This is a genomic window from Ruegeria sp. CF3, assembly GCF_056537365.1.
The window spans coordinates 511,998-535,622 of sequence record NZ_JBQFRK010000002.1 but is presented as its reverse complement, the minus strand read 5'-3'; the positions used below and the strand labels follow the sequence as shown (position 1 = coordinate 535,622).

The 23,625-nt window shown below is 57.1% G+C and carries 21 protein-coding genes; 8 read left to right on the top strand and 13 right to left on the bottom strand.

Features of this window, described 5'->3' with window-relative positions:
- The first annotated feature begins 64 nt into the window (after positions 1 to 64).
- From ACR0KC_RS10140 to ACR0KC_RS10120, 5 genes are read left to right on the top strand one after another with little or no spacing between them, the layout of a single operon-like run.
- A complete protein-coding gene (locus ACR0KC_RS10140) occupies positions 65 to 667 on the top strand; it encodes an amino acid synthesis family protein (protein WP_170394379.1) in 603 nt (200 codons plus the stop codon).
- Positions 639 to 1,451 carry an alpha/beta fold hydrolase gene (locus tag ACR0KC_RS10135; protein ID WP_480562047.1) on the top strand — a complete coding sequence of 271 codons (813 nt, stop codon included), beginning with the start codon at positions 639 to 641 and terminating at the stop codon, positions 1,449 to 1,451. Before ACR0KC_RS10140 ends, ACR0KC_RS10135 begins: the two co-directional genes overlap by 29 nt.
- Positions 1,448 to 2,368: a flavin reductase gene (locus ACR0KC_RS10130; RefSeq protein ID WP_170818189.1), complete on the top strand. Its 921-nt coding sequence runs from the start codon at positions 1,448 to 1,450 to the stop codon at positions 2,366 to 2,368. The genes ACR0KC_RS10135 and ACR0KC_RS10130 overlap by 4 nt, the downstream gene beginning before the upstream one ends.
- 1 nt (position 2,369) lies before the next feature.
- On the top strand, positions 2,370 to 3,407 hold the full coding sequence (locus ACR0KC_RS10125; RefSeq protein ID WP_170407735.1) for an LLM class flavin-dependent oxidoreductase: 1,038 nt from the start codon (positions 2,370 to 2,372) through the stop codon (positions 3,405 to 3,407).
- Between the two features lie 9 nt (positions 3,408 to 3,416).
- A complete protein-coding gene (locus tag ACR0KC_RS10120; RefSeq protein WP_480771800.1) occupies positions 3,417 to 4,883 on the top strand; it encodes an aldehyde dehydrogenase in 1,467 nt (488 codons plus the stop codon).
- 33 nt (positions 4,884 to 4,916) lie between these two features.
- Here ACR0KC_RS10120 and hisD read toward each other — a convergent pair whose 3' ends face one another.
- The 4 genes from hisD to ACR0KC_RS10100 all read right to left on the bottom strand — a co-directional run bounded on the left by hisD (position 4,917) and on the right by ACR0KC_RS10100 (position 9,137).
- Entirely contained in the window at positions 4,917 to 6,191 is a 1,275-nt protein-coding gene (gene hisD, locus ACR0KC_RS10115; RefSeq protein WP_480771799.1) for a histidinol dehydrogenase, read from the bottom strand.
- A gap of 8 nt (positions 6,192 to 6,199) precedes the next feature.
- Positions 6,200 to 6,895 (bottom strand): cysteate racemase, encoded by a 696-nt coding sequence (gene cuyB, locus ACR0KC_RS10110; RefSeq protein WP_170663516.1) that lies wholly within the window; start codon positions 6,893 to 6,895, stop codon positions 6,200 to 6,202.
- A 35-nt stretch (positions 6,896 to 6,930) separates the two neighbouring features.
- The gene (cuyA, locus tag ACR0KC_RS10105) at positions 6,931 to 7,944 is read right to left on the bottom strand and encodes a D-cysteate sulfo-lyase (RefSeq protein WP_480771798.1); all 1,014 of its coding nucleotides are present in this window, start codon (positions 7,942 to 7,944) and stop codon (positions 6,931 to 6,933) included.
- A gap of 218 nt (positions 7,945 to 8,162) precedes the next feature.
- Positions 8,163 to 9,137, bottom strand: coding sequence for a LysR family transcriptional regulator (locus ACR0KC_RS10100; RefSeq protein WP_480706244.1), 975 nt, complete (start codon positions 9,135 to 9,137; stop codon positions 8,163 to 8,165).
- A gap of 176 nt (positions 9,138 to 9,313) precedes the next feature.
- Here ACR0KC_RS10100 and ACR0KC_RS10095 point away from each other — a divergent pair, with 176 nt between their 5' ends.
- The 3 genes from ACR0KC_RS10095 to ACR0KC_RS10085 all read left to right on the top strand — a co-directional run bounded on the left by ACR0KC_RS10095 (position 9,314) and on the right by ACR0KC_RS10085 (position 12,452).
- Positions 9,314 to 10,309, top strand: a complete 996-nt coding sequence (locus tag ACR0KC_RS10095; RefSeq protein WP_170394406.1) for a taurine ABC transporter substrate-binding protein — start codon at positions 9,314 to 9,316, stop codon at positions 10,307 to 10,309.
- Positions 10,310 to 10,383: 74 nt separating this feature from the next.
- A complete protein-coding gene (locus tag ACR0KC_RS10090; protein ID WP_170394409.1) occupies positions 10,384 to 11,190 on the top strand; it encodes a taurine ABC transporter ATP-binding protein in 807 nt (268 codons plus the stop codon).
- Complete coding sequence (locus ACR0KC_RS10085) at positions 11,187 to 12,452, top strand: ABC transporter permease (protein WP_170394412.1); 1,266 nt, start codon at positions 11,187 to 11,189, stop codon at positions 12,450 to 12,452. Before ACR0KC_RS10090 ends, ACR0KC_RS10085 begins: the two co-directional genes overlap by 4 nt.
- Positions 12,453 to 12,587: 135 nt before the next feature.
- Here the strand turns inward: ACR0KC_RS10085 and ACR0KC_RS10080 are convergent, their stop codons facing one another.
- From ACR0KC_RS10080 to melA, 9 genes are all read right to left on the bottom strand, one after another.
- On the bottom strand, positions 12,588 to 13,514 hold the full coding sequence (locus tag ACR0KC_RS10080) for a carbohydrate kinase family protein (RefSeq protein WP_480706241.1): 927 nt from the start codon (positions 13,512 to 13,514) through the stop codon (positions 12,588 to 12,590).
- 39 nt (positions 13,515 to 13,553) lie between these two features.
- Positions 13,554 to 15,398 (bottom strand): family 1 glycosylhydrolase, encoded by a 1,845-nt coding sequence (locus tag ACR0KC_RS10075; RefSeq protein WP_480706239.1) that lies wholly within the window; start codon positions 15,396 to 15,398, stop codon positions 13,554 to 13,556.
- 67 nt (positions 15,399 to 15,465) lie between these two features.
- Positions 15,466 to 17,379: a beta-galactosidase gene (locus tag ACR0KC_RS10070; protein ID WP_480706237.1), complete on the bottom strand. Its 1,914-nt coding sequence runs from the start codon at positions 17,377 to 17,379 to the stop codon at positions 15,466 to 15,468.
- Positions 17,376 to 18,236, bottom strand: coding sequence for an SMP-30/gluconolactonase/LRE family protein (locus tag ACR0KC_RS10065; protein WP_480706235.1), 861 nt, complete (start codon positions 18,234 to 18,236; stop codon positions 17,376 to 17,378). The genes ACR0KC_RS10070 and ACR0KC_RS10065 overlap by 4 nt, the downstream gene beginning before the upstream one ends.
- Positions 18,233 to 18,838, bottom strand: coding sequence for a 2-dehydro-3-deoxy-6-phosphogalactonate aldolase (locus tag ACR0KC_RS10060; RefSeq protein WP_480706233.1), 606 nt, complete (start codon positions 18,836 to 18,838; stop codon positions 18,233 to 18,235). Before ACR0KC_RS10060 ends, ACR0KC_RS10065 begins: the two co-directional genes overlap by 4 nt.
- On the bottom strand, positions 18,835 to 19,728 hold the full coding sequence (locus ACR0KC_RS10055; protein ID WP_480771797.1) for a 2-dehydro-3-deoxygalactonokinase: 894 nt from the start codon (positions 19,726 to 19,728) through the stop codon (positions 18,835 to 18,837). Before ACR0KC_RS10055 ends, ACR0KC_RS10060 begins: the two co-directional genes overlap by 4 nt.
- Positions 19,729 to 19,732: 4 nt before the next feature.
- Positions 19,733 to 20,500, bottom strand: coding sequence for an SDR family oxidoreductase (locus ACR0KC_RS10050; RefSeq protein WP_170511963.1), 768 nt, complete (start codon positions 20,498 to 20,500; stop codon positions 19,733 to 19,735).
- Complete coding sequence (locus ACR0KC_RS10045) at positions 20,500 to 22,209, bottom strand: IlvD/Edd family dehydratase (RefSeq protein ID WP_480751211.1); 1,710 nt, start codon at positions 22,207 to 22,209, stop codon at positions 20,500 to 20,502. Before ACR0KC_RS10045 ends, ACR0KC_RS10050 begins: the two co-directional genes overlap by 1 nt.
- 54 nt (positions 22,210 to 22,263) lie before the next feature.
- Positions 22,264 to 23,604 (bottom strand): alpha-galactosidase, encoded by a 1,341-nt coding sequence (gene melA / locus ACR0KC_RS10040; RefSeq protein ID WP_480771796.1) that lies wholly within the window; start codon positions 23,602 to 23,604, stop codon positions 22,264 to 22,266.
- Positions 23,605 to 23,625: the final 21 nt, after the last annotated feature.

Below are 23,625 nucleotides of genomic sequence, written 5' to 3'. Positions count from 1 at the left end.
ATGATTGACATATCGTATTATGGTATACCATATTCTCAACCAAAGGCTTGCCAAAGGAATCACCATGTCCGCCGAAATTCGAAAAACGCTTCTGCATGTCGAAGACACTCTGATCGAGGGTGGTAAGTTGGCGGACACTCCGCTGAAGCTAATTGCCGCAATAGCTGTCATTCGGAACCCTTGGGCTGGTCAGGGTTTTGTCGAAGATCTTGGCCCCGCGATCCGCGATTGCGCCCCCGGATTGGGGGAGTTGCTGACCAAAATGATTTTGGATGCTTCAGGTGGCGGCGACCGGGTCGAAGCCTATGGAAAATCCGCGATTGTGGGCTTGAACGGAGAGGTCGAGCATGCGTCGGCCCTGATCCACACGCTGCATTTTGGCAATCATTATCGCAAAGCAGTTGGAGCGAAATCCTACCTTTCCTTCTGCAATACGCGCGGCCCGGCCAATGCGCCGCTGCTGATCCCCTTGATGGACAAACATGATGGCGGTCGTCGCTCTCACTACCTTACGATCCAGACTTCGGTCGCAGATGCACCTGCAGCAGATGAGATTCTGATTGCACTGGGTGCATCGATTGGAGGGCGGCCGCACCACCGGATCGGGGATCGCTATCAGGACATCGAGGAACTTGGTCATGACGTTGACAACCCTGCAGCTGTCTAACTCGGGCCGATCAGTCGCGTTCAGAGAGGCGGGCGAAGGGCAACCGGTCTTTATGATCCATGGCGTAGGCATGCAATCTGCGGCCTGGGGCCCTCAGTTTGACACGCTGAGCCAGCATTGCCGTGTAATTGCGGTTGATCTGCCGGGGCATGGAGGCAGTGACCGTCTGCTATCTGGAAGCCAATTGCCGGATTTTGTCGGCTGGATACATGATGTTGTCGACGCATTGAATCTGGCTCCGGTCGCAATCATCGGGCATTCAATGGGGGCACTGATTGCCGCCGGCTTTGCGGCAGAGTATCCCGATATCACTAGCCGTGTTGCTATGCTGAACGGCGTCTTCTGTCGCGATGCCTCAGCCCGCGCCGCAGTCATCCAACGGGCCGCAGAAATCAGCGCGGGTCGAGTTGATCTGGAAACGCCGTTGTCGCGCTGGTTTGGTGACAGTCCGGGTGATCTGGCTGCCCGTGCGCAGGTGGCGTCGTGGCTTGGGTCTGTGGATCAACGAGGCTACGCCATCGCCTATTCCGCTTTTGCGCGGGGCGATGCCACTTACGCCAGCAAGATGAATCTGATTTCGTGCCCGTTTCTGGCGCTCACCGGTGACGGAGACTCGAACTCAACCCCGGCTATGTCACAAGCTATGGCCGCAGCAGTTCAAAACGGTCGGGCCGTTGTGATCCAAGGCCACCGACATATGGTGAACTTGACAGCACCCGATGAAGTAACAGCGCATCTGGTTGAATGGCTCGGCCAGCCCGCCGAAGAAAGGATTGCGCAATGACCTCGCTTGATCCCCGCACGCTGCGAAATGCATTTGGAGCGTTCATGACGGGCGTCACCGTGGTTACGTCGCATGATACCCAAGGTAACCCGATCGGGTTTACCGCGAACTCGTTCACATCCGTCTCACTAGACCCGCCGCTTGTGCTGGTTTGTCTCGCCAACAGTTCAAAGAACTATGACGCATTGATTGCCGCTGACGGGTTTGCCGTCAATATCCTGTCAGAGACACAGATCGAGGTATCCAATACCTTTGCCCGGCCCGTCGAAGACCGGTTTGCCAGCGTCGAGTGGCGGCGTGGACCTGCGGGATCGCCGTTGATCGATGGGTCGTCGGCTTGGTTTGACTGCTCTATGCACAAAACCGTCGAAGCGGGGGATCATGTGATCCTGATCGGCGAGGTCAAAGCCTTCGACAATACTCCGGCACCCGGTCTCGGATATGTCAGGGGGGCCTATGTAACACCATCAACAGCTGCTGGTGCCTTGATGCAGGACACCGGCCTGATCGTCTCAGCCTTGATCGAACGCGCAGGTGAGGTTCTGTTGATCGATGCCGGTGACGGCGCGCTTACACCGCCCGAGGCAGTGGTTGGGTCAGAAGGTGTTTCAGCGGCATTGGAACAATTGATTGAGGCCACCGGGCTGACCGCAGAGCCGGGCTTTGTTTATTCGGTTTACGAGGATGCTGAGAAAAAGCGTCAACATATCGCGTTTCTGTGTCAGGCCGCAGATGGTGAGCCGAAGAAAGGTAATTTCGTCCCGCTGGACGTCGTATCCTTTGGCACTGTAACCGACACGGCGACCCGAACCATGCTGGAACGATTGTCCGAGGAATCCCGGCTGGGAGATTTTGGCATTTACTACGGAAACAAGAACAGCGGCGAGGTTCGCCCGATTACACGAGGAGGTCACTGACATGCGGTTTTCGCTTTTCGTTCATATGGAACGCACCTCTCCCGATCAGGACCAGCAGGAGCTGTATGAAAACTTCATAGAACTGGCCAAGATCGCTGATGCGGGCGGCATGCATGCGGTCTGGACCGGCGAACATCACGGGATGGATTTCACCATCTCGCCGAACCCGTTCCTGAATATCGTCGATCTGGCACGCCAGACCAACAATGTGCGTCTGGGAACCGGAACCGTTATCGCTCCGTTCTGGCATCCGATCCGGCTGGCCGGAGAGGCCGCAATGACGGACATGATCACGAATGGCCGTTTGGATCTGGGCATCGCGCGTGGCGCCTACAGCTATGAATACGAGCGGATGGTGCCGGGGCTGGACGCCTGGGAGGCAGGCCAGCGTATGCGCGAGCTTGTTCCGGCAGTGCGGGGTCTTTGGGAGGGCGATCATGCGCTGGACGGAGAGTTTCATTCTTTCCCGGCAACCACATCTTCGCCCAAGCCTCTGCAACAAAACGGTCCACCGATCTGGGTTGCCGCGCGCGATCCCAACAGTCATGAGTTTGCGGTATCGAACGGTTGTCACGTGCAGGTCACCCCTTTGTGGCAGGGCGACGAAGAGATCACCCGGCTGATGGATACGTTCAACGCAGCCTGCGCCAAATTCCATGACGTCCCGCGCCCCGAAATCATGCTGTTGAACCACACCTACATCGCCTCGGACGAGGCGGATGCCCGTCGCGCGGCGGAAGAGATCAATCGCTTTTATTGCTATTTCGGCGCGTGGTTCAAAAACGAACGCCCAGTGTCGCAGGGACTGATCCAGGCGCTGAGCGATGACGACATCGCTAACCATCCCTTCTATTCGCCCGAGGCGATGATCCGGGACAACGTGATCGCCACGCCCGACAAAGCAATCGAACGCATCAAGGGCTATAGCGATCTTGGATATGATGAGTATTCTTTCTGGATCGACAGTGGGATGAGCTTTGAGCGCAAGAAAGCCTCGCTAGAGCGGTTCATCGCGGACGTCATGCCCGCCTTCGCCTAAGGAGAGAAAATGCGGCAGTTTCAGCACTATATCGGCGGCACGTTTTCGGATGGGACCGCGCAGTTCGACAGCCTTGATCCCGCGACGGGCACCGTTTGGGCGAAAATGCCTGAGGCCCGAACACATGATGTGAACGCCGCGGTTGAGGCTGCGTGTTCAGCGCTGAATGCCCCCGAATGGGCGACCATGACAGCAACGGTTCGTGGTAAACTGTTGTACCGGTTGGCCGATCTGGTCGCCGAAAATGCTCAGACCTTAGCCGAGCTTGAAACGCGCGATACCGGCAAGATCATTCGCGAAACCTCTGCTCAGATCGCCTATGTCGCGGACTACTACCGTTACTATGCCGGATTGGCGGACAAAATCGAAGGAGCGCACCTGCCGATCGACAAGCCCGACATGGAGGTTTGGCTGCGCCGCGAACCAGTTGGTGTGGTGGCCGCCATAGTGCCGTGGAATTCGCAACTGTTCCTGTCTGCGGTCAAGATTGGCCCGGCGCTTGCCGCCGGTTGCACAGTCGTTCTGAAAGCATCCGAAGATGGTCCGGCCCCGATGCTGGAATTCGCGCGTATTTTCGATCAGGCAGGCTTCCCGCCCGGAGTTCTGAACGTCATCACCGGCTTCGGGCCGGAATGCGGCGCCGTTCTGACCAGTCACCCGGATGTCGATCATGTTGCCTTTACAGGCGGCCCGGAAACCGCGCGCCATATCGTGCGCAACTCGGCTGAAAACCTCGCTTCGACTTCGTTGGAACTGGGCGGAAAATCCCCGTTCATCGTGTTCGAAGATGCCGATATCGAAAGTGCTGTGAACGCGCAGGTCTCGGGGATCTTTGCTGCGACCGGGCAAAGCTGCGTGGCGGGATCGCGATTGGTAATCTCTGACAAGATCAAAGATGAGTTTCTGGCCCGGCTCACCGAAAAAGCGGGTGAGATCGTGATCGGGGCGCCCGATGACCTAAAGACCGAGGTTGGCCCGCTGTGCACTCAGGCTCAGCTTGTGACTGCTGCAGATATGGTTGCTGATTCCGTCTCGGCAGGGGCTACCGTGATAGCGGGTGGGCAACCTTTGGACCGTGAGGGGCACTATTTTCCACCGACAATCATTGATTGTACGGACGCGCCTGATGCGCCCTGTCTGACGCGCGAAGCCTTTGGTCCGATCCTCTCGGTCGTCAGTTTCGGGACCGAAGCGGAGGCGGTACAAATAGCCAACAACACCGCGTTTGGGCTGGCGTCGGGTGTCTTTACCAAAGACTTGACCCGCGCACATCGAATGATCCGCAGAATTCGGGCTGGCATTGTCTGGGTTAACACATATCGCGCGGTCAGCCCGATTGCTCCATTCGGAGGTCATGGACTGTCGGGCCACGGGCGCGAAGGGGGCCTGCAGGCGGCGCTTGATTACACACGGGTCAAATCGGTCTGGTTGCGCACAAGCGACGATCCGATACCCGATCCGTTCGTGATGCGGTGAATCTGACTAATCAACAGCATCCTTGGGCCAGATTTAGCACACTTTAGACAATCGCATCTCTGCCGCGCGTGCGTGGCCTTCCATGCCTTCCATCCGACTGATCCTAGCAGTGCGTTCAGCAAGCTCGTGCGAGGCTTGCGCTGTGCAGCGCTGCCAAGTCACCGTTTTGGTGAATTTATGCACTGACAGACCGCCGGTATATCGGGCCGCTCCGCTTGTCGGCAAAACATGATTTGGCCCGGACGTCTTGTCGCCGAAGGGCACTGTTGTTTCGGCACCCAGAAACAGCGATCCATAGGTGGTCAGTTGGTCCAGCCACCAATCCAGGTCCTCCGCGATCACCTGCAGATGTTCGGGCGCGTAGTTATTGGCGACCCTGGCAGCCTCGTCGCGGCTGTCGCAAAGAATGATCTCGGCCCGGTCGCGCCATGCCGTGCGCGCTGCACTAGCGTTCGGCTCGGGAAGACTTTCGATCAGGGCATCGGCGCGCGCGATAACACCCTGGGCCAGAGCTTTATCGGTGCTGACCAGCCAGACAGGGCTATCGACGCCGTGCTCGGCTTGGCTCACCAGATCCCAGGCGACAGTCTCGATCGATGCTGTGTGATCGGCAATGACCAAGGTATCGGTTGGACCTGCAAACATGTCGATGCCAACCTTACCAAACAGCATCCGTTTCGCCTCGGCGACATAGGAGTTTCCCGGACCGACAAGAATGTCGGCTGGCCGCGCACCAAAAAAGCCATGGGCCATCGCAGCAATCCCCTGAACTCCGCCCAAATTCAGGATCAGATCTGCACCGCTAAGGTCCATCGCATAAACTATTGCATCAGGGATGCCCGCACCGGGACGCGGTGGCGAGACCGCCGTGATGTGGGACACCCCAGCCACCTTTGCCGTGGTAATTGTCATCAACGCACTTGCGATATGGCTATACCGACCACCGGGTACATAGCACCCCGCACTAGCGATCGGGATCTGTTTCTGACCTGCGATCAGGCCGGGCATCACCTCGAGCTCGCATTCGCTCACCGTGGTCATCTGCGCTTCGGCAAATCGACGGATATTGGCATGGGCAAAGCGGATGTCGTCTTTGACCTGTTCAGGCACGCGGTCACATGCGGCTTTGCGCGCTTCATCAGTCAACACAAACTCTCCCGTCCAGCCATCGAGCGTTCCGGCATAGCGCCGAACGGCCTCTTCGCCCTCGCGCTCGATATTGGAGAGCATGATTGCGACGATATCGCGGATATCCGAATTTTCTGCATCGGGGCGGGGCAGGGCGGTTTTCAGATAAGAGACGGCCATGGGGAACCTCAACGCGTCAGAGAGTGGGAGTGGATAGCGCCCGCCAGAATATCGACGGTGTCGATGATCGGAACGCTTTTGGGCAAGTCGCGGGTGAGCAGAGAGAATTCGGAGCAGGCCACAAACAAAAGCGCGGCACCCCTGCCCGAAAGGGCGTTAGCAGCGTCGGAAAGTGTGCTGAGCGCAACGTTGGTTGGCCCTTCAGATTTGATGTGGCGGATCGTGCCGAGCATCCTATCTTCATCCTCGGGCCAGATTGCGGTAAATCCAGCGCGGTTCAGGGGGGCGTCAAAAATTCCGACCTTTCGCAGCGCTGGTGAGGCAAGAATTCCGACCTGGCTGCCCGAAGGCAGGTGCTGCACCGCTTGATCCACGGACAGGTCTACCATGTTCAGAAAGGGGATCGAGACGGCGTCCTCTATCTGCGCCGCATAGTGGTGTGCGGTGTTACACGGCATCGCGAGCGCGGTTGCCCCTGATTGCTCCAATCCTCTCGCCATATCGGCCAGAACCGGCCCGGGATCAGACCCGTTGCCCTCGATCAGGTGCGCGATGCGGGAAGGCACCTGTGGGTTCATGTCAATCAGTAGTGGCAGGTGATCGGCATCATCCGCCGCCTGTACCGTGGATAACACGCGCTGCTGCAACAGAATTGTCGCCTCGGGGCCCATTCCGCCCAATATGCCGGTGACGCGGGGTTTCATGCGAAGACCTGCTTGCTGGAACTTATCACCGTGATTTACAGATTGACCCAGCGGTCGGTGTGATCGAAAGCGAAATCATAACCGAACAGGCCAACCGAGCCTCCGGTATGCAAGAACACCACACGCTCATCCTTGATCGAGCCCTTGCGCGCCAGATCGATCAGACCGGCGGCCCCTTTGGCGGAATAGACCGGGTCGAGCAGAATGCCTTCCAGTTCGGCAAACATGCGGATCGCCTCAATGCCGCTTTCGGTCGGCAAGCCGTAGCCGTCGCCTACATAGTCGGTATTGGCCATCACATCCTCGCGCCGCACCACGTCCGGGCTACCCAATTTCTCGGCCGTGTTGCAGGCTAGATCATAGACCATCTGCTCTTGCTTGGGCTGCGGTGCGCGGGTGCCAATGCCAAGAACCGGAATGCCCGTATTCATGGCGCAAAGCCCGGTGACCAGCCCGGCTTGCGTGCCCGAGGAGCCCGTCGCATGCACCACGCGATCGATTTTGAGACCGGCGTTATTGGCCTGGCTCACAAGCTCTAGCGCGCAGTTCACATAGCCAAGCGCTCCGGTCGGGTTCGAACCTCCGCCCGGAATGACATAGACGTTGTGACCTTCTTCACGCTTCTTCGCGGCCGAACGCTCCATCTCGGCGGGCATGTCGTGGCCGCCGGGAAACTTCTCGGTGGTTGCGCCGTGCAGATGATCCAGCAGGACGTTGCCATTGTTGTTGTAGTTGGCGTTGTTATAGCTGGTGCGGTCTTCCAGTAGGATATGACATTTCAAACCCAGCCGGGCAGCGAATGCAGCGGTTTGACGCGCATGGTTCGATTGCGTTGCCCCTTGTGTCATCACCATGTCTGCGCCTTGTTCGAGCGCTTCGCCGAACAGAAACTCTAGTTTGCGGGTCTTGTTGCCACCCGTCGACATGCCGGTGCAGTCGTCTCGCTTGATCCAAAGATCGATTCCCAGAGCCTCGGACATACGATCCATCCGTTCAAGCGGTGTTGGCAGATGGGCAAGAAAAACACGGGGAAAACGGGAAAGATGCATCAAGCTGTCCTGATCTGGGCCCGGCACATGGTTCAAGACCGGTAGGTCTTGCCAACATGGGCCGCTGGGTAGGTTTCTGGGTTTAGAATGCCGCCTGTAGTCAAGCCGCAAGGTCAGGCCTAATCACAGCGGATGGGGCGCGTCGGTCAAGCGCACTGTACCCGGTTTCGAAAAAGCCGGAAAATAACTTCGATATTGCGCTTAGATTACCTGGCAGCTCATTCGGGGGGTGCGGGAATGGTTCGAAAGTCGTCATTCAACCACGGAAACCGCGAATTCATAGGCTCGGTCACATGACGACGGATCAGGTTTTGCAGGGTGTTGTGTATCAGTCGGGTGGTTGTCGACGGATAGATATTGGTCGTGAACAACGATACGGTACGCGCAAAGCTTTTGCCCGGGAAAGGTAATGCGCGTGCATCTTTGTGGAATCGCCGTGCGCGATAGTAGCTGGCGGCAGTCGTGATCGTCCAACCACTGCCCCCGGCGACAAGTCCGATAATTGACTGATTGCATTCAAGTTCGAACCGGTTGGGTAGGTTAATCTTGCTGCGGGTTAGCTGAATTTCGATGAGTCTGCCTATGGTGTGATCACGCGAATATCGTAAAAGCGGAAGCGGACTGTCTGATTTGGTCAGTTCCTCGACCGGTCCGTCATATGCAGGCGGAAGAATGACGATAAACGGATCTCGAAGTAGCGGGAATTCGATTAACCCCTCAAAGTGCTCAGGAGGTCGGGTCGCAACCCCTGCATCCAGCTTTTGAGACTGCAGTTTGTCAAGAATCTCATGGCTGGGGCGGGTAAAGTGGCGAAAATTGCACCGCGGCAGGCTTGCAGAGAGATGACGGAAGAGTTCTGGCGCGACCCGGCTGTCAAAATCGTCAATCAGGCCCAGACGCAAATCTGTTGCATGTTGCCAACTGCCCGAGCGAAGCTCGGCCTCGCCCCGTTTCAAGGCGATCAGGCCGTCATGCACATGTCGTGAGAACACCGTGCCTGCGGGTGTCAGACCCATGGGTCTGCGGCTGTGGTCCACCAAATCCACATCCAGCGCCTTTTCAAGACTGCGCAAATGATTGGAGACCGTACTGATTGACAAACCGGTTTCAGCTGACACCTTTTGGATTGAACCCAACTTGGAAATAAGTTGGAAGACCTCCAGCCACCTGAGACTGAGTGCTTTCTTTGTCATCGGATGCTCCCAAACCAGCGAACTATCAGTAAAAAGCGAAACAAAGTTTCGCTTTTTACGCAACCAGTATTTTGATTTACTAATTCAATGCGTAAGGACTATGGTTTTTCTACTGTTCCAGAGTTCGGACGTTTCAAGAGCCGACAAGTGGAACCAGCAGGGAGAAAATAGTCAAAATGATCAAGAAATATCTGCTCACAACAGCATATGCCGGGATTGCGGCCGTCACCGCTTCACAAGCCGCCGCGCTTGATGAACTGACGGTTGCATATTTCCTCGAATGGCCGATGCCGTTCCAGTATGCGAAAGCAAACGGAACCTACGAAGAAGAACTGGGCGTCAAGATCAACTGGGTGTCCTTCGACACTGGCACCGCCATGTCAGCTGCGATGGCCTCGGGTGATGTACAGATCGCGGTCAGCCAAGGTGTACCACCGTTTGTGGTAACCACTTCGGCCGGTCAGGATATCCAGATCGTCGATGTGGCGGTCAGCTATTCAGACAACGACAACTGCGTTGTTGCCGAAGCGCTTGAAATCGACAAAGGCAACGCGGGTGAACTGAACGGCAAGAAGGTCGGTGTTCCGATCGGTACAGCTGCGCATTACGGTTTCCTGTCGCAAATGTCTCACTTTGGTGTCGACATCGGTTCAATGGAAATTGTTGACATGGCTCCTGCCGATGGCGCCGCGGCGTTTGCCCAGGGCAACCTCGACATGGTTTGCGGCTGGGGTGGCGCGCTTCGTCGTATGACCGAGCATGGCAACATTCTGCTGACCGGTGCTGAAAAAGAAGAGATCGGTATTCTGGTGTTCGACGTCACTAGCGCTCCGGCAAGCTTCATCGAAGAAGAGCCCGAGCTTCTGTCGAAGTTCCTTAAGGTTACCGCAGATGCCAACGCCAAGTGGAACGCAGGCGACAGCAAAGATGAAATGCTGCCGGTGATTGCAAAGGATGCTGGTATGGATCCTGCAGACGCTGAAGCCACAATCGCGACTTTCACCTTCCCGTCAGTTGAAGACCAGCTGTCCGAGAAGTGGCTGGGCGGTGGCGCGCAAGACTTCATGCAGGGTGTTGCAAACGTGTTCGTGTCGGCAGGCAGCATCGAATCCGCTCTGGATTCGTATGATGGTGCCGTTAATGCAGGCCCGCTGACAGCTGCGAATAACTAATCACGCAGGACATTTCATGCGACCGGCCCCGGTTTCGGGCCGGTCGACAGCTATGAAAGCAGGAAGGAGGCAGGATGCCTGAACTGGACATCGTAGAATTGTCCATGCGCTTTGACTTACCCAACGGCTCCTCAGTACAGGCCCTACAAGATGTTTCACTCAGCCTTAAAGAGGGTGAGCTGATGTCTGTCCTTGGCCCGTCGGGCTGTGGTAAAACGACGTTGCTGAACATCGTTGCAGGATTTCTGGCGCCGACATCTGGCAAGATTGAACTGAACGGCCATCTGGTCAAAGGCCCTGATGCTGAACGCGGGATGGTGTTTCAGAAGGGCGCGTTGTTCGAATGGATGAACGTGCGGGAAAATGTCGAGTTTGGCCCGCGTATGAAAGGCATGCCCAAAGCCGAGCGTGACCAGATTTCCGACCATCTGCTTGAGGTCGTGGGGCTGCAGGATTTCAAGGACAAGGCGGTTTATGAACTATCGGGTGGGATGCAGCAGCGTGTTGCGTTGGCGCGGTGCCTGGCAAACGAGCCGGACGTCATCCTGATGGACGAACCGCTGGGTGCTTTGGATGCGCTGACCCGTGAGAAAATGCAGGGCCTTGTCCTGAAGCTTTGGAAAGAAACGGGCAAGACGATCATCCTGATCACCCACTCGGTCGAAGAGGCCTTGTTGCTGGGTGAGCGTTTGATTGTCATGGCCCCCAGACCGGGGCGCATTCACCGCGAATACAATCTGCCTTTTGCTGAACGCGGTGTGAATGCCGATCTGCGTGATGTGAAGAAATCCGAAGGTTTTGCGGAAAAGCGCGATGAGATCCTCTCGATGATCTGGGAGATGGAAGAAGAAATTATGGGTCGGACGGAGCAGGCATCATGATTGTACTTCTCTTCTATATCGGCCTGTTCGGTGGCGCGTTTTTCATCGTCTACGCGTTACGCCGCGGTTTGCAATCGCGTCAGGATTTCACAAGCTTGAAAACTGTGACTTTCGGCGACGAAAGTGCCGTACGAGCGGATAGGGCTGCATCGATAATCTCAGTTCTCGTGATCTTTGTAATCTGGGCGGCTTTCACCGGCTCGAAGTTGTTTCCGATCCATGTGCCGGGCCCATTTGTAGGTGATACGCAATTCACCTATACGCTCGAAAACGCGGATGGCAGCACGGATGAAGCCACGATTTTTGTTCGCGTTCCAGCCTTCGGTGAGGAAGCAGAGAAATTCGAGGTCGAGCCCGGCAGCGGATTTGCCAAAGACGATGCGGTTGCTGCTGCTGCGGGCCGCTCATCGACGATCCTGTTCGACAAGAACGATGATGCCAAACGTAATGAGGGTGCAAAGATCGTCGCGATCAACGGCACACCTATAGGTGAAGGCCAAAAGGTTGATACAGGCGATGGTACCGTAACGCTGACCGGGAAAGGGGCGATCAGTTTCACCCCCAAACAGGGCTTGCAGATGAACCCCATCTGGCTTCCAGCCCCTGAAACCGTTGTGGCCCGGTTCTTTGAGATTGCGAATGAAGGCTACCAGAACTTCTCGCTTTGGGAGCACCTGGGCTGGTCGCTGTTGCGCGTGATTGCTGGGTTTATCGCAGGTGCGCTTGTGGGGATTCCGCTGGGTTATGCAATGGGCCTATCCGGTTGGTTCCGCGGCTGGTTCGATCCGATTGTCGAGTTCATGCGACCGGTGCCGCCACTTGCGCTGATCCCACTGGTGATCATCTGGTTCGGCATCTGGGAGACCGGCAAGATCGTTCTGCTGTTCCTTGCGGCCCTTTGGATCATGACCATCGCCGCGCGGGCTGGTGTGTCCGGTGTGAACATCTCGAAAATCCACGCAGCGTATTCTCTGGGGGCGTCGAAATGGCAGATCATGCGCCATGTGATCGTGCCCAACTCGCTGCCCGAGATTTTCACCGGTGCACGTGTGGCCATGGGTGTCTGTTGGGGAACTGTTGTTGCGGCTGAACTGGTTGCCGCACAAAAGGGCGCCGGCATGATGATCATCGCCGCATCCAAATTCCAGCTGACCGACATTGTCATTATGGGGATCGTCCTGATCGGGGTGATCGGATATGGAATCGATATCCTGATGCGCAAGGCCGAGAACTGGCTGGTGCCATGGAAAGGCCGCAGCTGATCGGTCTTTCCGATACTGTGGTAACAAAGCGGCCCCCGAGCAATCTCGGGGGCCTTTTGTTTCAGCTGCGATTAAGAACGCGGCGTTGGACCTTGCTGCTGTCTTAGCTTGAACACGGCATCGGTCTGTATACCTTCAGAGCTCCTGTGCCCAAGGCGGGTTTGCCCCCGCTCGGGATACGGTGACGGCAGCGACCTTTGCACCGTATTCAAGCGCGTCGCGAAGACTGCTTGTGGGCAAAGTGCGCAAGGCGGGCTTGTTGAGATGACCGGTTTGGCTCAGCGCGGCCAGCACACCTGCGTTGAACGTATCGCCAGCACCAACAGTATCCACAACCTTAACTTTCTGGACGGGTACGGATACGTCCGTTCCATCAGAAAGATAGCCTGTCGCGCCATCCCCCCCTTTGGTCACGATTGCGATCGCTGGTCCTGCACGAAGCAGCAGTGGAATTTTCTCGGCATGGCTTTCGGGGCCCGGTATAATCCAATCAAGGTCTTCATCGGAAACTTTAATGATGTCGGTCTTTGCGATCATACGGTTCAAGCGGGTCCGGTATCGCGTCTGATCCTTGATAAAGCTGGGTCGAATATTGGGGTCCAGCATTACGGCACGATCCGCGCCATGACGATCAAGTGTGGCCGCGTAGGCATCGGCACAGGGTTCGCAAGCCAGGCTGATCCCTCCGAAATACAGTGCGGAAACGCCCGGTAGTTGATCCGGCATGTCTTCGGGCCGCAGCATCCGGCCCGCCGTATTCTCATCGACAAAACTGTATGTGGCGTGCCCATCCCGCAACTGCACGAATGCAAGTGTCGTAGGACGGTCCGAGCGGATAACGTGCGAGGTCGCGACATGGCTGATCTGCAAGGCGGCGATCAACTGCTCTCCGAACATGTCGGTAGATAGCCCTGACAGCAGCCCCGTTTGTATGCCCAGACGACCCAGTGCAATCGCGGTGTTGAAGATTGCACCACCGGAATGTGGGACAAACCCTTTGCCGCCAGAAACCGTTGGTTCGGCGATCATATCGATCAGAGCTTCTCCACAGCACAGGATCATTCTGCTATCCCTCGGCCTGCTTGAAAATGCGCGGCCAAATTACCGTGCCAAGGCATTCTTACAGAAATTGTTAGCGCCAACAATGCCAAACTCATCCTGTTCTGACACATACAGGTTCATCGATTGCCGCAATTCATCGAACCGACCTCCTGCGTTGAAGGCACGCAGAAAATCCTGACCAAACAGCCAGCGGTTCTTTTCGGCCACCCCGCCAACAAGAAACACACCTCCGGAGGGGATAAGAGCAACAGCAAGATCGCCCATTATGGCGCCCAGATGCTCGGTGAACATTCGAGCCGCCTTAACAGCGCAGGCATCCGAGCCGTCCTGAGCATCCTGCAGAATGTCTTTTGCCGAACGTATCATGCCGTTGGGCTGACCTTCGGCCATTCCGATCGCCTGATAGAGAACCGGTAGGCCAGTTCCGCTCAGGAACATCTCGGCCTCGATGGTGAGCGTATCGTCAAAAAAGCACTCGGGTATGATCTTGCGCGCTGCGCGGAAAACCTCGACCTCGTCAAGATGGCGCGGGGACAATCCAACATGGCCGCCCTCGCCGGAAACGGTGTGAAAATGTCCTTCGGAGTAGAGCAGGGCGCCCACGCCCAGCCCGGTTCCCGGCCCGACAACTAGCCGTGTCCCCAGTGGTGGAGCGGGTGAGCCCTGCAATACCTCAACATCATTCTCGGTAATCTCGGCGACTGACCATGCGGCAGCCGTGAAATCATTGATGACATAGGTATGGTGCGCGCCGGTTGCTCGGGCCAGAGCGTCTTCGGAAAGATCAAGATTGGCATTGGTCAGGCGAATGGTGCCGTTCTGGACCGGCCCCGCCCCGGCAGCAACGACCGCGCGCGGTCTTGTTCCGACCTCGTCGCACAAGCTGTGTAATGCGTCTTGCAGGTCGCTTACGGAGCCGGTGGGGTGTTTGCGAAGATCGGTCAGCGCCCCCTCGGTTACGACGCCCAATCTTGTATTTGTGCCGCCGATATCAGCCACCAGATTCCAATGTGCGTGTAACCCTCCCTTGGGTCTAACCCATGAGGCCGGCTGGGCGTCACTTGTTTGGATTGTCTGCAACGCCTCGACGTCGGTCCCGGACTGAACGAAAATGCCGTGTACCAAGGTGTCGGATTCAAGCGCGTCATGTACGCGCGCCAGCGAATGCACAAAGTCATGACCCGCATCGGCGGCTACGGTCACGAATGAAGGCAGCGATTGCTCATGTGTTGTGCGCATGAGTATGTCTATGTCAGCGCCCTCTTTCACGACTACGCTGCACCAATCAATCGGCTCGGCGATGATGGAAAAATCATCCCGCCAATTTTCGGGAAAGTGGCAGGCCAATCGATCCAGCAAAGACTGCGGGTATTGCCCGTTGGTTATCGTATCAAGGATGAGCGGATCGACCTCTACACCCAGATTGGCCATCCCATAGCTCCGCATTTCCTGACGCGCCGCGCCCTGTGCAAGCAATTGATGGTGCAGGCTGCGGGCATTAGTGCGAGGGTCGCGTTCGATTCCGACGGACGGGTTCAAGGTAGAGATGTTGAATATCCGATCACCCATCCGAGCGACGACTGCCTCAGAAAACGCTGCAAAATAGTCGGCCATTACTCGATTGCGCCACCCGCCGATATCCTCCAGCGCTGGGGGGATATCGTTGTGATCCAGCACGATGCATGGCCGAATGCTGTGTGCCAAAAGCTGATCAATTCGCTGCTCGCTCTGATCCAATGCGCGTGCATCAGAAATGCGACCGTCTGGCATGATGTGCTGCCAACGGACTGTAAAGCGGTGCATGTCTAGCCCAGTTGCCGGTTCTGCAGGGGAAGCCGCACCAAACAGAAAGCCATTGGGAAAGTCAGAACGGGTATATTTCATTGTCGCAACCTGTTGGAGCCATGACCAGCGTCTCGCCATCTAACAGGTTATGTTAGCGGTATCTAGATTAACGTTTATATGAACCGCGCGTCCTGAACAGGACATCACATCCCTCGACCTGCTGGCCGTCCCATGTCACTGAATGCGCATTATAGTTGATCAGCACTTCGTGCGACTGCGTCTCGCGCCGCCGCAGCCCTTTGGGCATCGGATGGAGCGCCAGATCCGTTTTCTGGGCCGCCATGGCTATGACGCGATCCCAAAGGGCCTCATCGGGGAACCCCGCCAAATACCAAAGACCGGCACCGCCATGCAACGCCGCAGTGCCATCTACGAAAGAAAGCAATTTTTGCGCGGAGCCTGACAAGCGCTCAACCCAATGTTCCGCAGCACCACCCCCTTCGACAATACGGGTTGCGCCGGGTGGCAAAGTTTCGATCAGATCGACATGGCTGCTGAGGCCATCAAGACCTGGGCGCCCCGAATCAGGGATCTGAAAATCTTCGGTGATTGCCCCGCTGCGCGGTCCCAGAACGGCAAGATCACATCCTTGTAGTAGCCTTTGTTCAAGATCGCCTAGGGCAGCCAGGCCCGGTGCTAGGATCAGATTATAGTGCTCCTTGCCGACCTCGTTCTGAGGCACGAAATCCACCGACAACCCAGCGCGCCGCAACGCGCGGTAGGCAGAGAATACGAGCCGGAAATAATCGAACCCCGCGCCCTGAGGCTGCGTTGTCCAGGCCCAGTCAGATGCATAATCGAAGACGATCGCAACCTGCGCATGGATAGGCTGAACCGTGCCTATCGCGGCCAGATCATCGGCGGTCTGACGCGCCTCGGCCAAACCGGGTGCTTCGTCGCCATGCGGGGTAAGTAGACCGGCATGCATCTGTTCCTGCCCGAACGGTGCTTGCCGCCAGCGGAAATAGCTGACCACTTCGGCCCCATGGGCCACCGCCTCAAGCGACCAGAGACGCACCATGCCGGGCAGGGGTGCCGGGTTGTAGGGGGCCCAGTTCACTGGACCGGGTTGCTGTTCCATGATCCACCAACGGCCTCGACCGACGGCGCGGTATAGGTCGTGGTGAAAGGCCTGCATGTCCGGATCACCCTGCTGCAGAAATGCAGTCTTGTGCGGCTCGTCCACTTCCAACCTATCCGACAGGAAGCCAATCGGATAGCTGTCCCACGTCGCGATGTCCAAATCCCTGCCTACATCGAAATGATCGAATTCCAGCACACGCCCCATGTAATTGTGCAGCAATGGTTGATCCGTTAGCGGCCGCAGCGCATCGACCTGGGCCTTGTTGAACGCCATCACTTGATCCGAACTGAACCTGCGAAACGCCAAGACGTGTGCCGGGTTGGGCTCGGTCACGGTCTGGTTCGGCAGCTCGATCTGATCAAAGCTGTTATATTCCATCGACCAGAACACATTTCCCCAGGCATCGTTCAACGCGTCGATCGAGTTGTATCGGTTCGCCAGCCAGCGGTGAAAAGCATACAGCGCCGCAGCACTATAGCTGAGCGTCGTATCGTGACAGCCATATTCGTTATCGATTTGCCAAGCAGCGATATGCGGGTTGCGGCCATAGCGCTGACCCATGATCTTCGTGATCCGCTTGCATTCGTCGATATAGCCGGTGTGACTAAAGCAATAATGTCTGCGTGAGCCGAACTTGCGTAGATTGCCATCAGCATCCACAGCCAGCATGCCGGGATGCTTGTCCAGCATCCATCGCGGAGGTGTTGCCGTCGGGGTGCCCAGCACAATCTTCAGCCCAGCCGCACCCAAGGTTTCAATCGCGCGATCCAACCAGTCGAATTGCAGGTCTCCAGCAGTGGGTTCCATTCGGCTCCAGGCGAATTCGCCGATCCTGACCCATTTCAAGCCAGTCTCGACCATGCGCGCGGCGTCCTGAGCCCAGTTCTCTTCGGGCCAGTGTTCAGGGTAATAGCAAACGCCAAGTTCCGGCTTCATAGTGTAACTCTGTGTTCAGCTTGACCTTGCGCCACATTTGGCGCGGTGAGTGTCATGCCATTCGTCGGCGTTCTTGCAAGGGTGTCCGCGTCCAGCCCTTGGCGGGCGGTGGTGCAGAACAGTGTAGTCAGGTTATCACCACCAAAACTCGGGCACGAAGTGTGTTTGGCATCGAAGACGACAGCTTTCAGGAACTGACCGCTGGGCGTATAGGCTGCGACCCGGCTGGCACCCCATTGGGCGATCCAGATGTTTCCGGAGCGATCAACCACAGCGCCGTCCGGGTTCAGATCTTCGCTGCGCAGGTCAAGGAAGACCGCCGCTTTGCCTATGGGCCAGCCTGTCTGCGCGTCCAGTTCCCAACGCATGACCAGCTTGGTGGCGGTATCGCTGTAATAGGCGCAGGATTGGTCCGGCGCAAAGCAGATTGCATTTGAGATGGTGATATCTCGGACCAATGGCCGTAGCTCGCCATTCCAATAGCGATAGATCGAACCTGCGCCTACTTCTGCCTGTTTGCCCATGGTGCCAATCCAGAACCCGCCCCAAGGATCGGCGCGCCCATCATTGGATCGAGTCACCGGATTGTCGACCTCAAGCGGGGCGATCAAATCTTTGGCTCGACTCTCAAGCCCAAATCGCCACAGGCCGGTTTCCGACGCGATCAGCAAAGTGTCACGGTCTACCCATCCTGCGGCTGAGACATGTTCATCGAACGCCCAGCTACGCGCTTGTTCATTTTCTCGCGTCATCAGTCGTTTGCCGATGATATCGAACCAGAAAAGCTGTTGCCGTTCAGGGTGCCACAATGGCCCCTCGCCCAATTCGCAGGGGCGGTCGTCATAGACCTGACTCATCCAACGGCCTCATCATAGGCAGCAACGATTTGCCGGGCACGGTTTGCTATTTCTCCAACTGACATTCCGGGCTTATAGAGCGCAGATCCAATTCCGAAGCCGTCGGCGCTGGCCTCGATCCAGGCTCCAAAGTTCTCGGGGCCCGCACCGCCCACCGCAAAGACCTGAGCACCCGGCGGCAAAACAGGGCGTAGCGCAGCCAACCCTGCAAGACCGGCAAGCGAACCGGGGAAAAGTTTTAACCCTGTAGCCCCAGCCTGGAGCGCTGCGAAGGCCTCGGTCGGCGTGAACACACCCGGCCAGCTTTGCAGCCCAAGCGCGACAGAGCGTTGGATTACGGACACATCGCAATTCGGCGAAACGATCAATCTACCTCCGACATCAGCAATCGCGTCAACTTGATCAGGGGTTAATACAGTGCCTGCTCCGATAAGCGCGCGGTCCCCGATCTCCGAGGCGAGAACTCGGATACTTTCCAGCGGATCGGGAGAATTCAGCGGAACCTCAATCCGGTCTATGCCCGCTTCCAACAGGGTGTGACCGACCGGTAGCGCCTCGTCAGGGTTCAGCCCACGCAGGATGGCGATGATGGGGCGGCTCATGCGGTTTGCCTCGTTAATGTTCGGGCCTGCGACAGACCCGCAAGTGTTGCGATTGTGGCGTCTGCGGTTTCGACCATGGCACCTTGTTGCTGCAGGGCGGTCGCGTAGGCCTTGGTCAGACTTTCCGAGCCGATGATCGCCAATTGTTGGCCCAGCCAATAGGGCCGCGATGCGGCAAGCTCGGCGCCAATCAGGAACCCTGAAAGACGGGCGCGCGCAACGCTCTTGCTTTGACCGTGCAGCAAATCAGCAGCCCGTAGCCCGAATAGGCGCGCTGCCAGCTGCTCGGGTTTCGACAGCATGTCGGCAACCGCTTCGGTAAAACTCACGTCGTCCCAGCCCTCGTCAATTGAATGCTGCAGAACGGATTGCCCGCGCAGCAGATCAAACAACTCGCCGGTCATGAAGGTTCGGAAACTGACCACCTCTCCGGCACTGATCTGGGCCCATTTTGTATGCGTCCCGGGTAGGCAAATCACACCGTCCCAATTCTGATGCGTGCTGAGGAACCCCGCAATCTGCGTCTCTTCCCCGCGCATCACATCGGGGGGGCTGTTCTGTCTCAGCCCAGGAACGACGAAGGCCCGAATACGCGGATCGGTGTTTGGAACGCGAAAGGGTACGACCGGAATAGGCTCGGATGGAACCGCAGAATACGGGGCCTCGACCCAACCCTGTCGTGCCCCAACCATTCCGCAGGCGATCACATCTACCGGTTGCCCGGGCAGCCAATCTTCGATCAAAGCTAGCAGGGCTGCCTGAAAACCTCCGCCGGCTGTGCGGGACATACCATCTGACGACGCGGCCTGTGCCAAAACGCTATCACCTTGCATGGCCCATGCCCGCAGATGAGATGTTCCCCAGTCAACAGCGATCCACTCGACATTCATAGCGTCACCCCGTTCCTACCACGCCGCCGTCAACCACCATGCACTGCCCGGTCATTGCACGGCTTGCGCTTGAAGCCAGAAACAGGGTTGGTGCGATCATGTCTTCGGGCGTCAGATGCTCTTTCAGGCTCTGGCGATCCATATGCGCAGCCAGATCTTCGGGTGTGGCCCACATGTCCAGCTGTTTCTGTGTCAGAACCCATCCCGGTGCCAGCGCGTTGACGCGAATTTTATGTGGCCCAAGTTCACGCGCCAACGAGCGTGTCATGCCGGTGATTGCCGCATTTGAACTTGTATAGATTGGATAACCTGCGTTCCCCATCAGGTAACTGATCGAACTGAAATTGATGATCGAACCGCCTTTGTCCTTCATCTGTCGCGCGGCTTCCTGACAGGCAAAATAGTAGGCCTTTAGGTTGACTTCGATCATCCAGTCCCAGAACTCGGTTGTAGTTTCTTCAAGTGAGTGCCGCTTGTCATTCGCGGCGTTGTTGACCAGCACTTTAATCGAGCCATGGGCTTCAGCTGCTTTGGCCATGGTGGCGTGCAACAGCTCGGTATCAGTCATGTCACCCTGTAGGAACAAGGGGGCGCGGCCGTGCTTGTCACGCATCTGTTCGACAAATTCACCGGCATCTGACCGACCGATAAAGGCAACTTTAGCCCCTTGGGCCATGAACCCGTCAGTCAACGCTGCACCAACGCCCGAACCGCCGCCGGTGATATAAACAGAGGCTCCGTTGAGGTCTTGAAATGTAGCAGGTTGATCCATCAGTGGCTCTCTCTCGTCACTAGGCGCGTGTCTTTGCCCACAAGGAAATCAAGGTCCGCGCCGCGATCAGCCTGCAACACGTGGTCGATATAAAGCTTCGCATACCCGCGCGAGTAATGCGGATCGTCCGGTTGCCACAGGGCGCGGCGGGCGTCCAGTTCCTTTTCGTCGACCAGCAGCTGCAGCTCGCCCTTGTTGGCGGACACGCGAATACGGTCACCGGTTTTGACCAACGCCAACGTACCACCGGCCTGAGCCTCAGGGCTGACATGCAGGATAACTGTCCCGAATGCAGTACCAGACATACGCGCGTCCGAGATCCGGATCATGTCGCGTACGCCGTCTTTGACCAGCTTGGCCGGGATCGGCATGTTCCCAACCTCGGGCATCCCTGGATAGCCCTTGGGCCCACAACCTTTGAGGACCAGAATGGTCTCAGGTGTAACTGGTAGGTCGTCGCGGTCGATATTGGCTTTCAGATCTTCGATGCTTTCAAAAACGTATGCTTCGGCCTCGGTTTCCAGCAGTGCATCTGTGGCCGCCGAAGGCTTCACGATTGCCCCGTTGGGCGCAAGATTGCCGCGCAGAACCCGCAGGCCTGCGGCGGGTTTTACCGGATCGTCAAATGGGCGGATGACGTCTGTGTTGAAACACTCAGCCCCTTCACAGTGGGCCGAGATGTCCTTGTTCAGAACTGTTCTTGCCGGGCGCAGGAAAGGTTTGAGTTCGCTCAGAACCACTGGCACACCGCCTGCATAACAGAAATCCTCCATCAGGTATTTGCCAGAAGGCATGCAATTGACCAGCAGGGGGATTTCCGATCCGATTTCAAAGTCTTTCAACGTCAGGTCGACACCCACGCGACCTGCAAGTGCCAACAGGTGGACCACTGCGTTTGTCGATCCTCCGACGGCTGCATTGGCGAGGATGGCATTCTCAAACGCCTCCCTGGTCAGGATATCTGATGGCTTGAGGTCCTCGTCCACCATCTCGACAATGCGCTTGCCGGTCAGATGCGCCAGTGCCATGCGGCGGGCATCAACGGCAGGCAGGGCGGCGTTGGTGGGCAGCGACATGCCCATCGCCTCAACCAATGAGGCCATGGTACTAGCGGTGCCCATAGTCATGCACACGCCCGCGCTACGCGACATGCCTGATTCAGCGTTCATGAAATCCTGAAGTGTCATTTCTCCGGCACGAACAGCCTCGGAAAACTTCCAGACATCTGTGCCCGAGCCGATATCCTGACCCCGGTATTTGCCGTTCAGCATCGGGCCAGAGCTAACCACGATGGACGGCAAATCGACCGAGGCTGCACCCATCAGCTGCCCCGGGGTGGTCTTGTCGCATCCACCCAGCAGGACAACGCCGTCGATACCATAGGCGCGGATCGATTCCTCGACATCCATCGCCAGCAGGTTGCGAAACAGCATGGCGGTGGGTTTCATCTGGGTCTCGCCCAGCGACATAACGGGGAATTCCACTGGAAAGCCGCCGGCCTCCCACACGCCCCGTTTCACGCCTTCGGCCAGATCACGAAGGCCCGAATTGCAGGGCGTCAGTTCCGACCATGTGTTGCAGATGCCGATGATGGGGCGCCCGTCAAAAGCGTGATCCGGAAAGCCCTGGTTTTTCATCCAGGACCGGTGAATGAACCCGTCCTTATCGAGTTTTCCGTACCAATGCTGTGAACGGCGTTTCTTGGTCATTATTGGCTCTGTCTGTCTGGCGTTGGAATTGAGTGTTTTTTGAGAAGACGAAGATCAAGCTGCGCGGGCAGGACGGCACCAATCTGGCAGCCAATCGCCATGGGCAGAAAGCAGATCGGTGACGAGGCTGCGAATTTGGCGCAGATCCAGCTCGGCCGCAGTATGGGGATCCATCATTGCGGCGTGATAGATGTATTCGGGGTTTTCTTCGGTCAGCGCGCGAACCGTTAGCTCTTGTACGTTGATCTGGGTCCGCATCAACGCAATCAGTTGTGGCGGGATATCCGTGACCACGGAAGGTTGGACGCCATTCGAGTCAACCAGACACGGCGTTTCAACCGCTGCACCTAGGGGTAGTTGCGGAATCTGACCCGTATTTGGCAGGTTGCCGTAAGCTGTGTACGGCGTGTCTGTCACGATTGCGTTCATAAAGTCGGCGGCGAATTCATGGCTTCGGGTTACTTCGATGTTCCGACCATCTGTCAGGGTCTTGGCCTGTTCCTTCCAATTGGCCACCTGCTCGACACAGCGGGTCGGGTATTCGTCCAGCGGTATGCTGAACTGTTCGATCAGGTCATTGCGACCGTCTTTGATGAACCAAGGAACGTATTCTGCAAAATGCTCGGAACTTTCGGTGCAGAAGTATCCAAGATGGTCCATCACTTCGTACCGGACTTTGTTTGGACAGCGCGGCATTAGCAGCGGAGGCTTGGGTAAATGCCCGGCGCGATAGCCCTGACGCAAAGCCGGATACAGATCGCGGCCTTCATGCTCGAGCTTGAGGAAGAACGCGACGTGATTGATGCCGGCAACTTTGTAGCGAAAGTCCGCCTTGGGCAGGTCTAGATCATGCGCCAGTTCTTCGACCGTGTTCTGGACAGAATGGCACAGGCCGACATGTTTCAGATTAGGGAAGCGCTCAGCCAGAGACCAGGTGTTGATGGCCATCGGATTCACGTATTGCAGCAGCGTTGCGTTGGGGCACAACTGCATCATGTCCTGCGCGACGCCCCACAGAACGGGCACAGTGCGCAGGCCGCGCATAATGCCACCAACACCCAGCGTATCGGCGATAGTCTGACGCAGGCCATATTGTTTTGGGATTTCAAAATCTGTCACCGTGCAAGGCTCATACCCGCCAACCTGAAAGGCAGTGATCACGAAATCTGCGCCGTCCAGCGCCGCGCGACGATCCGTGTGGGTTGAGACGGTTGCACCCGTGCCGACTGAGCGGATCATGGCCTTGGCCACAGCTTCGCTTTCGGCCAAGCGCACCGGATCGATATCCATCAGCGCAAAGTGGCTGTCTGCAAGGGCAGGGGTGAGCAGGGCGTCGCCCACGATGTTCTGCATGAAGATCGTGGAACCTGCACCTACAAAGGTGATCTTGGTCATGAGGTAAACCTCTGGTTTGAC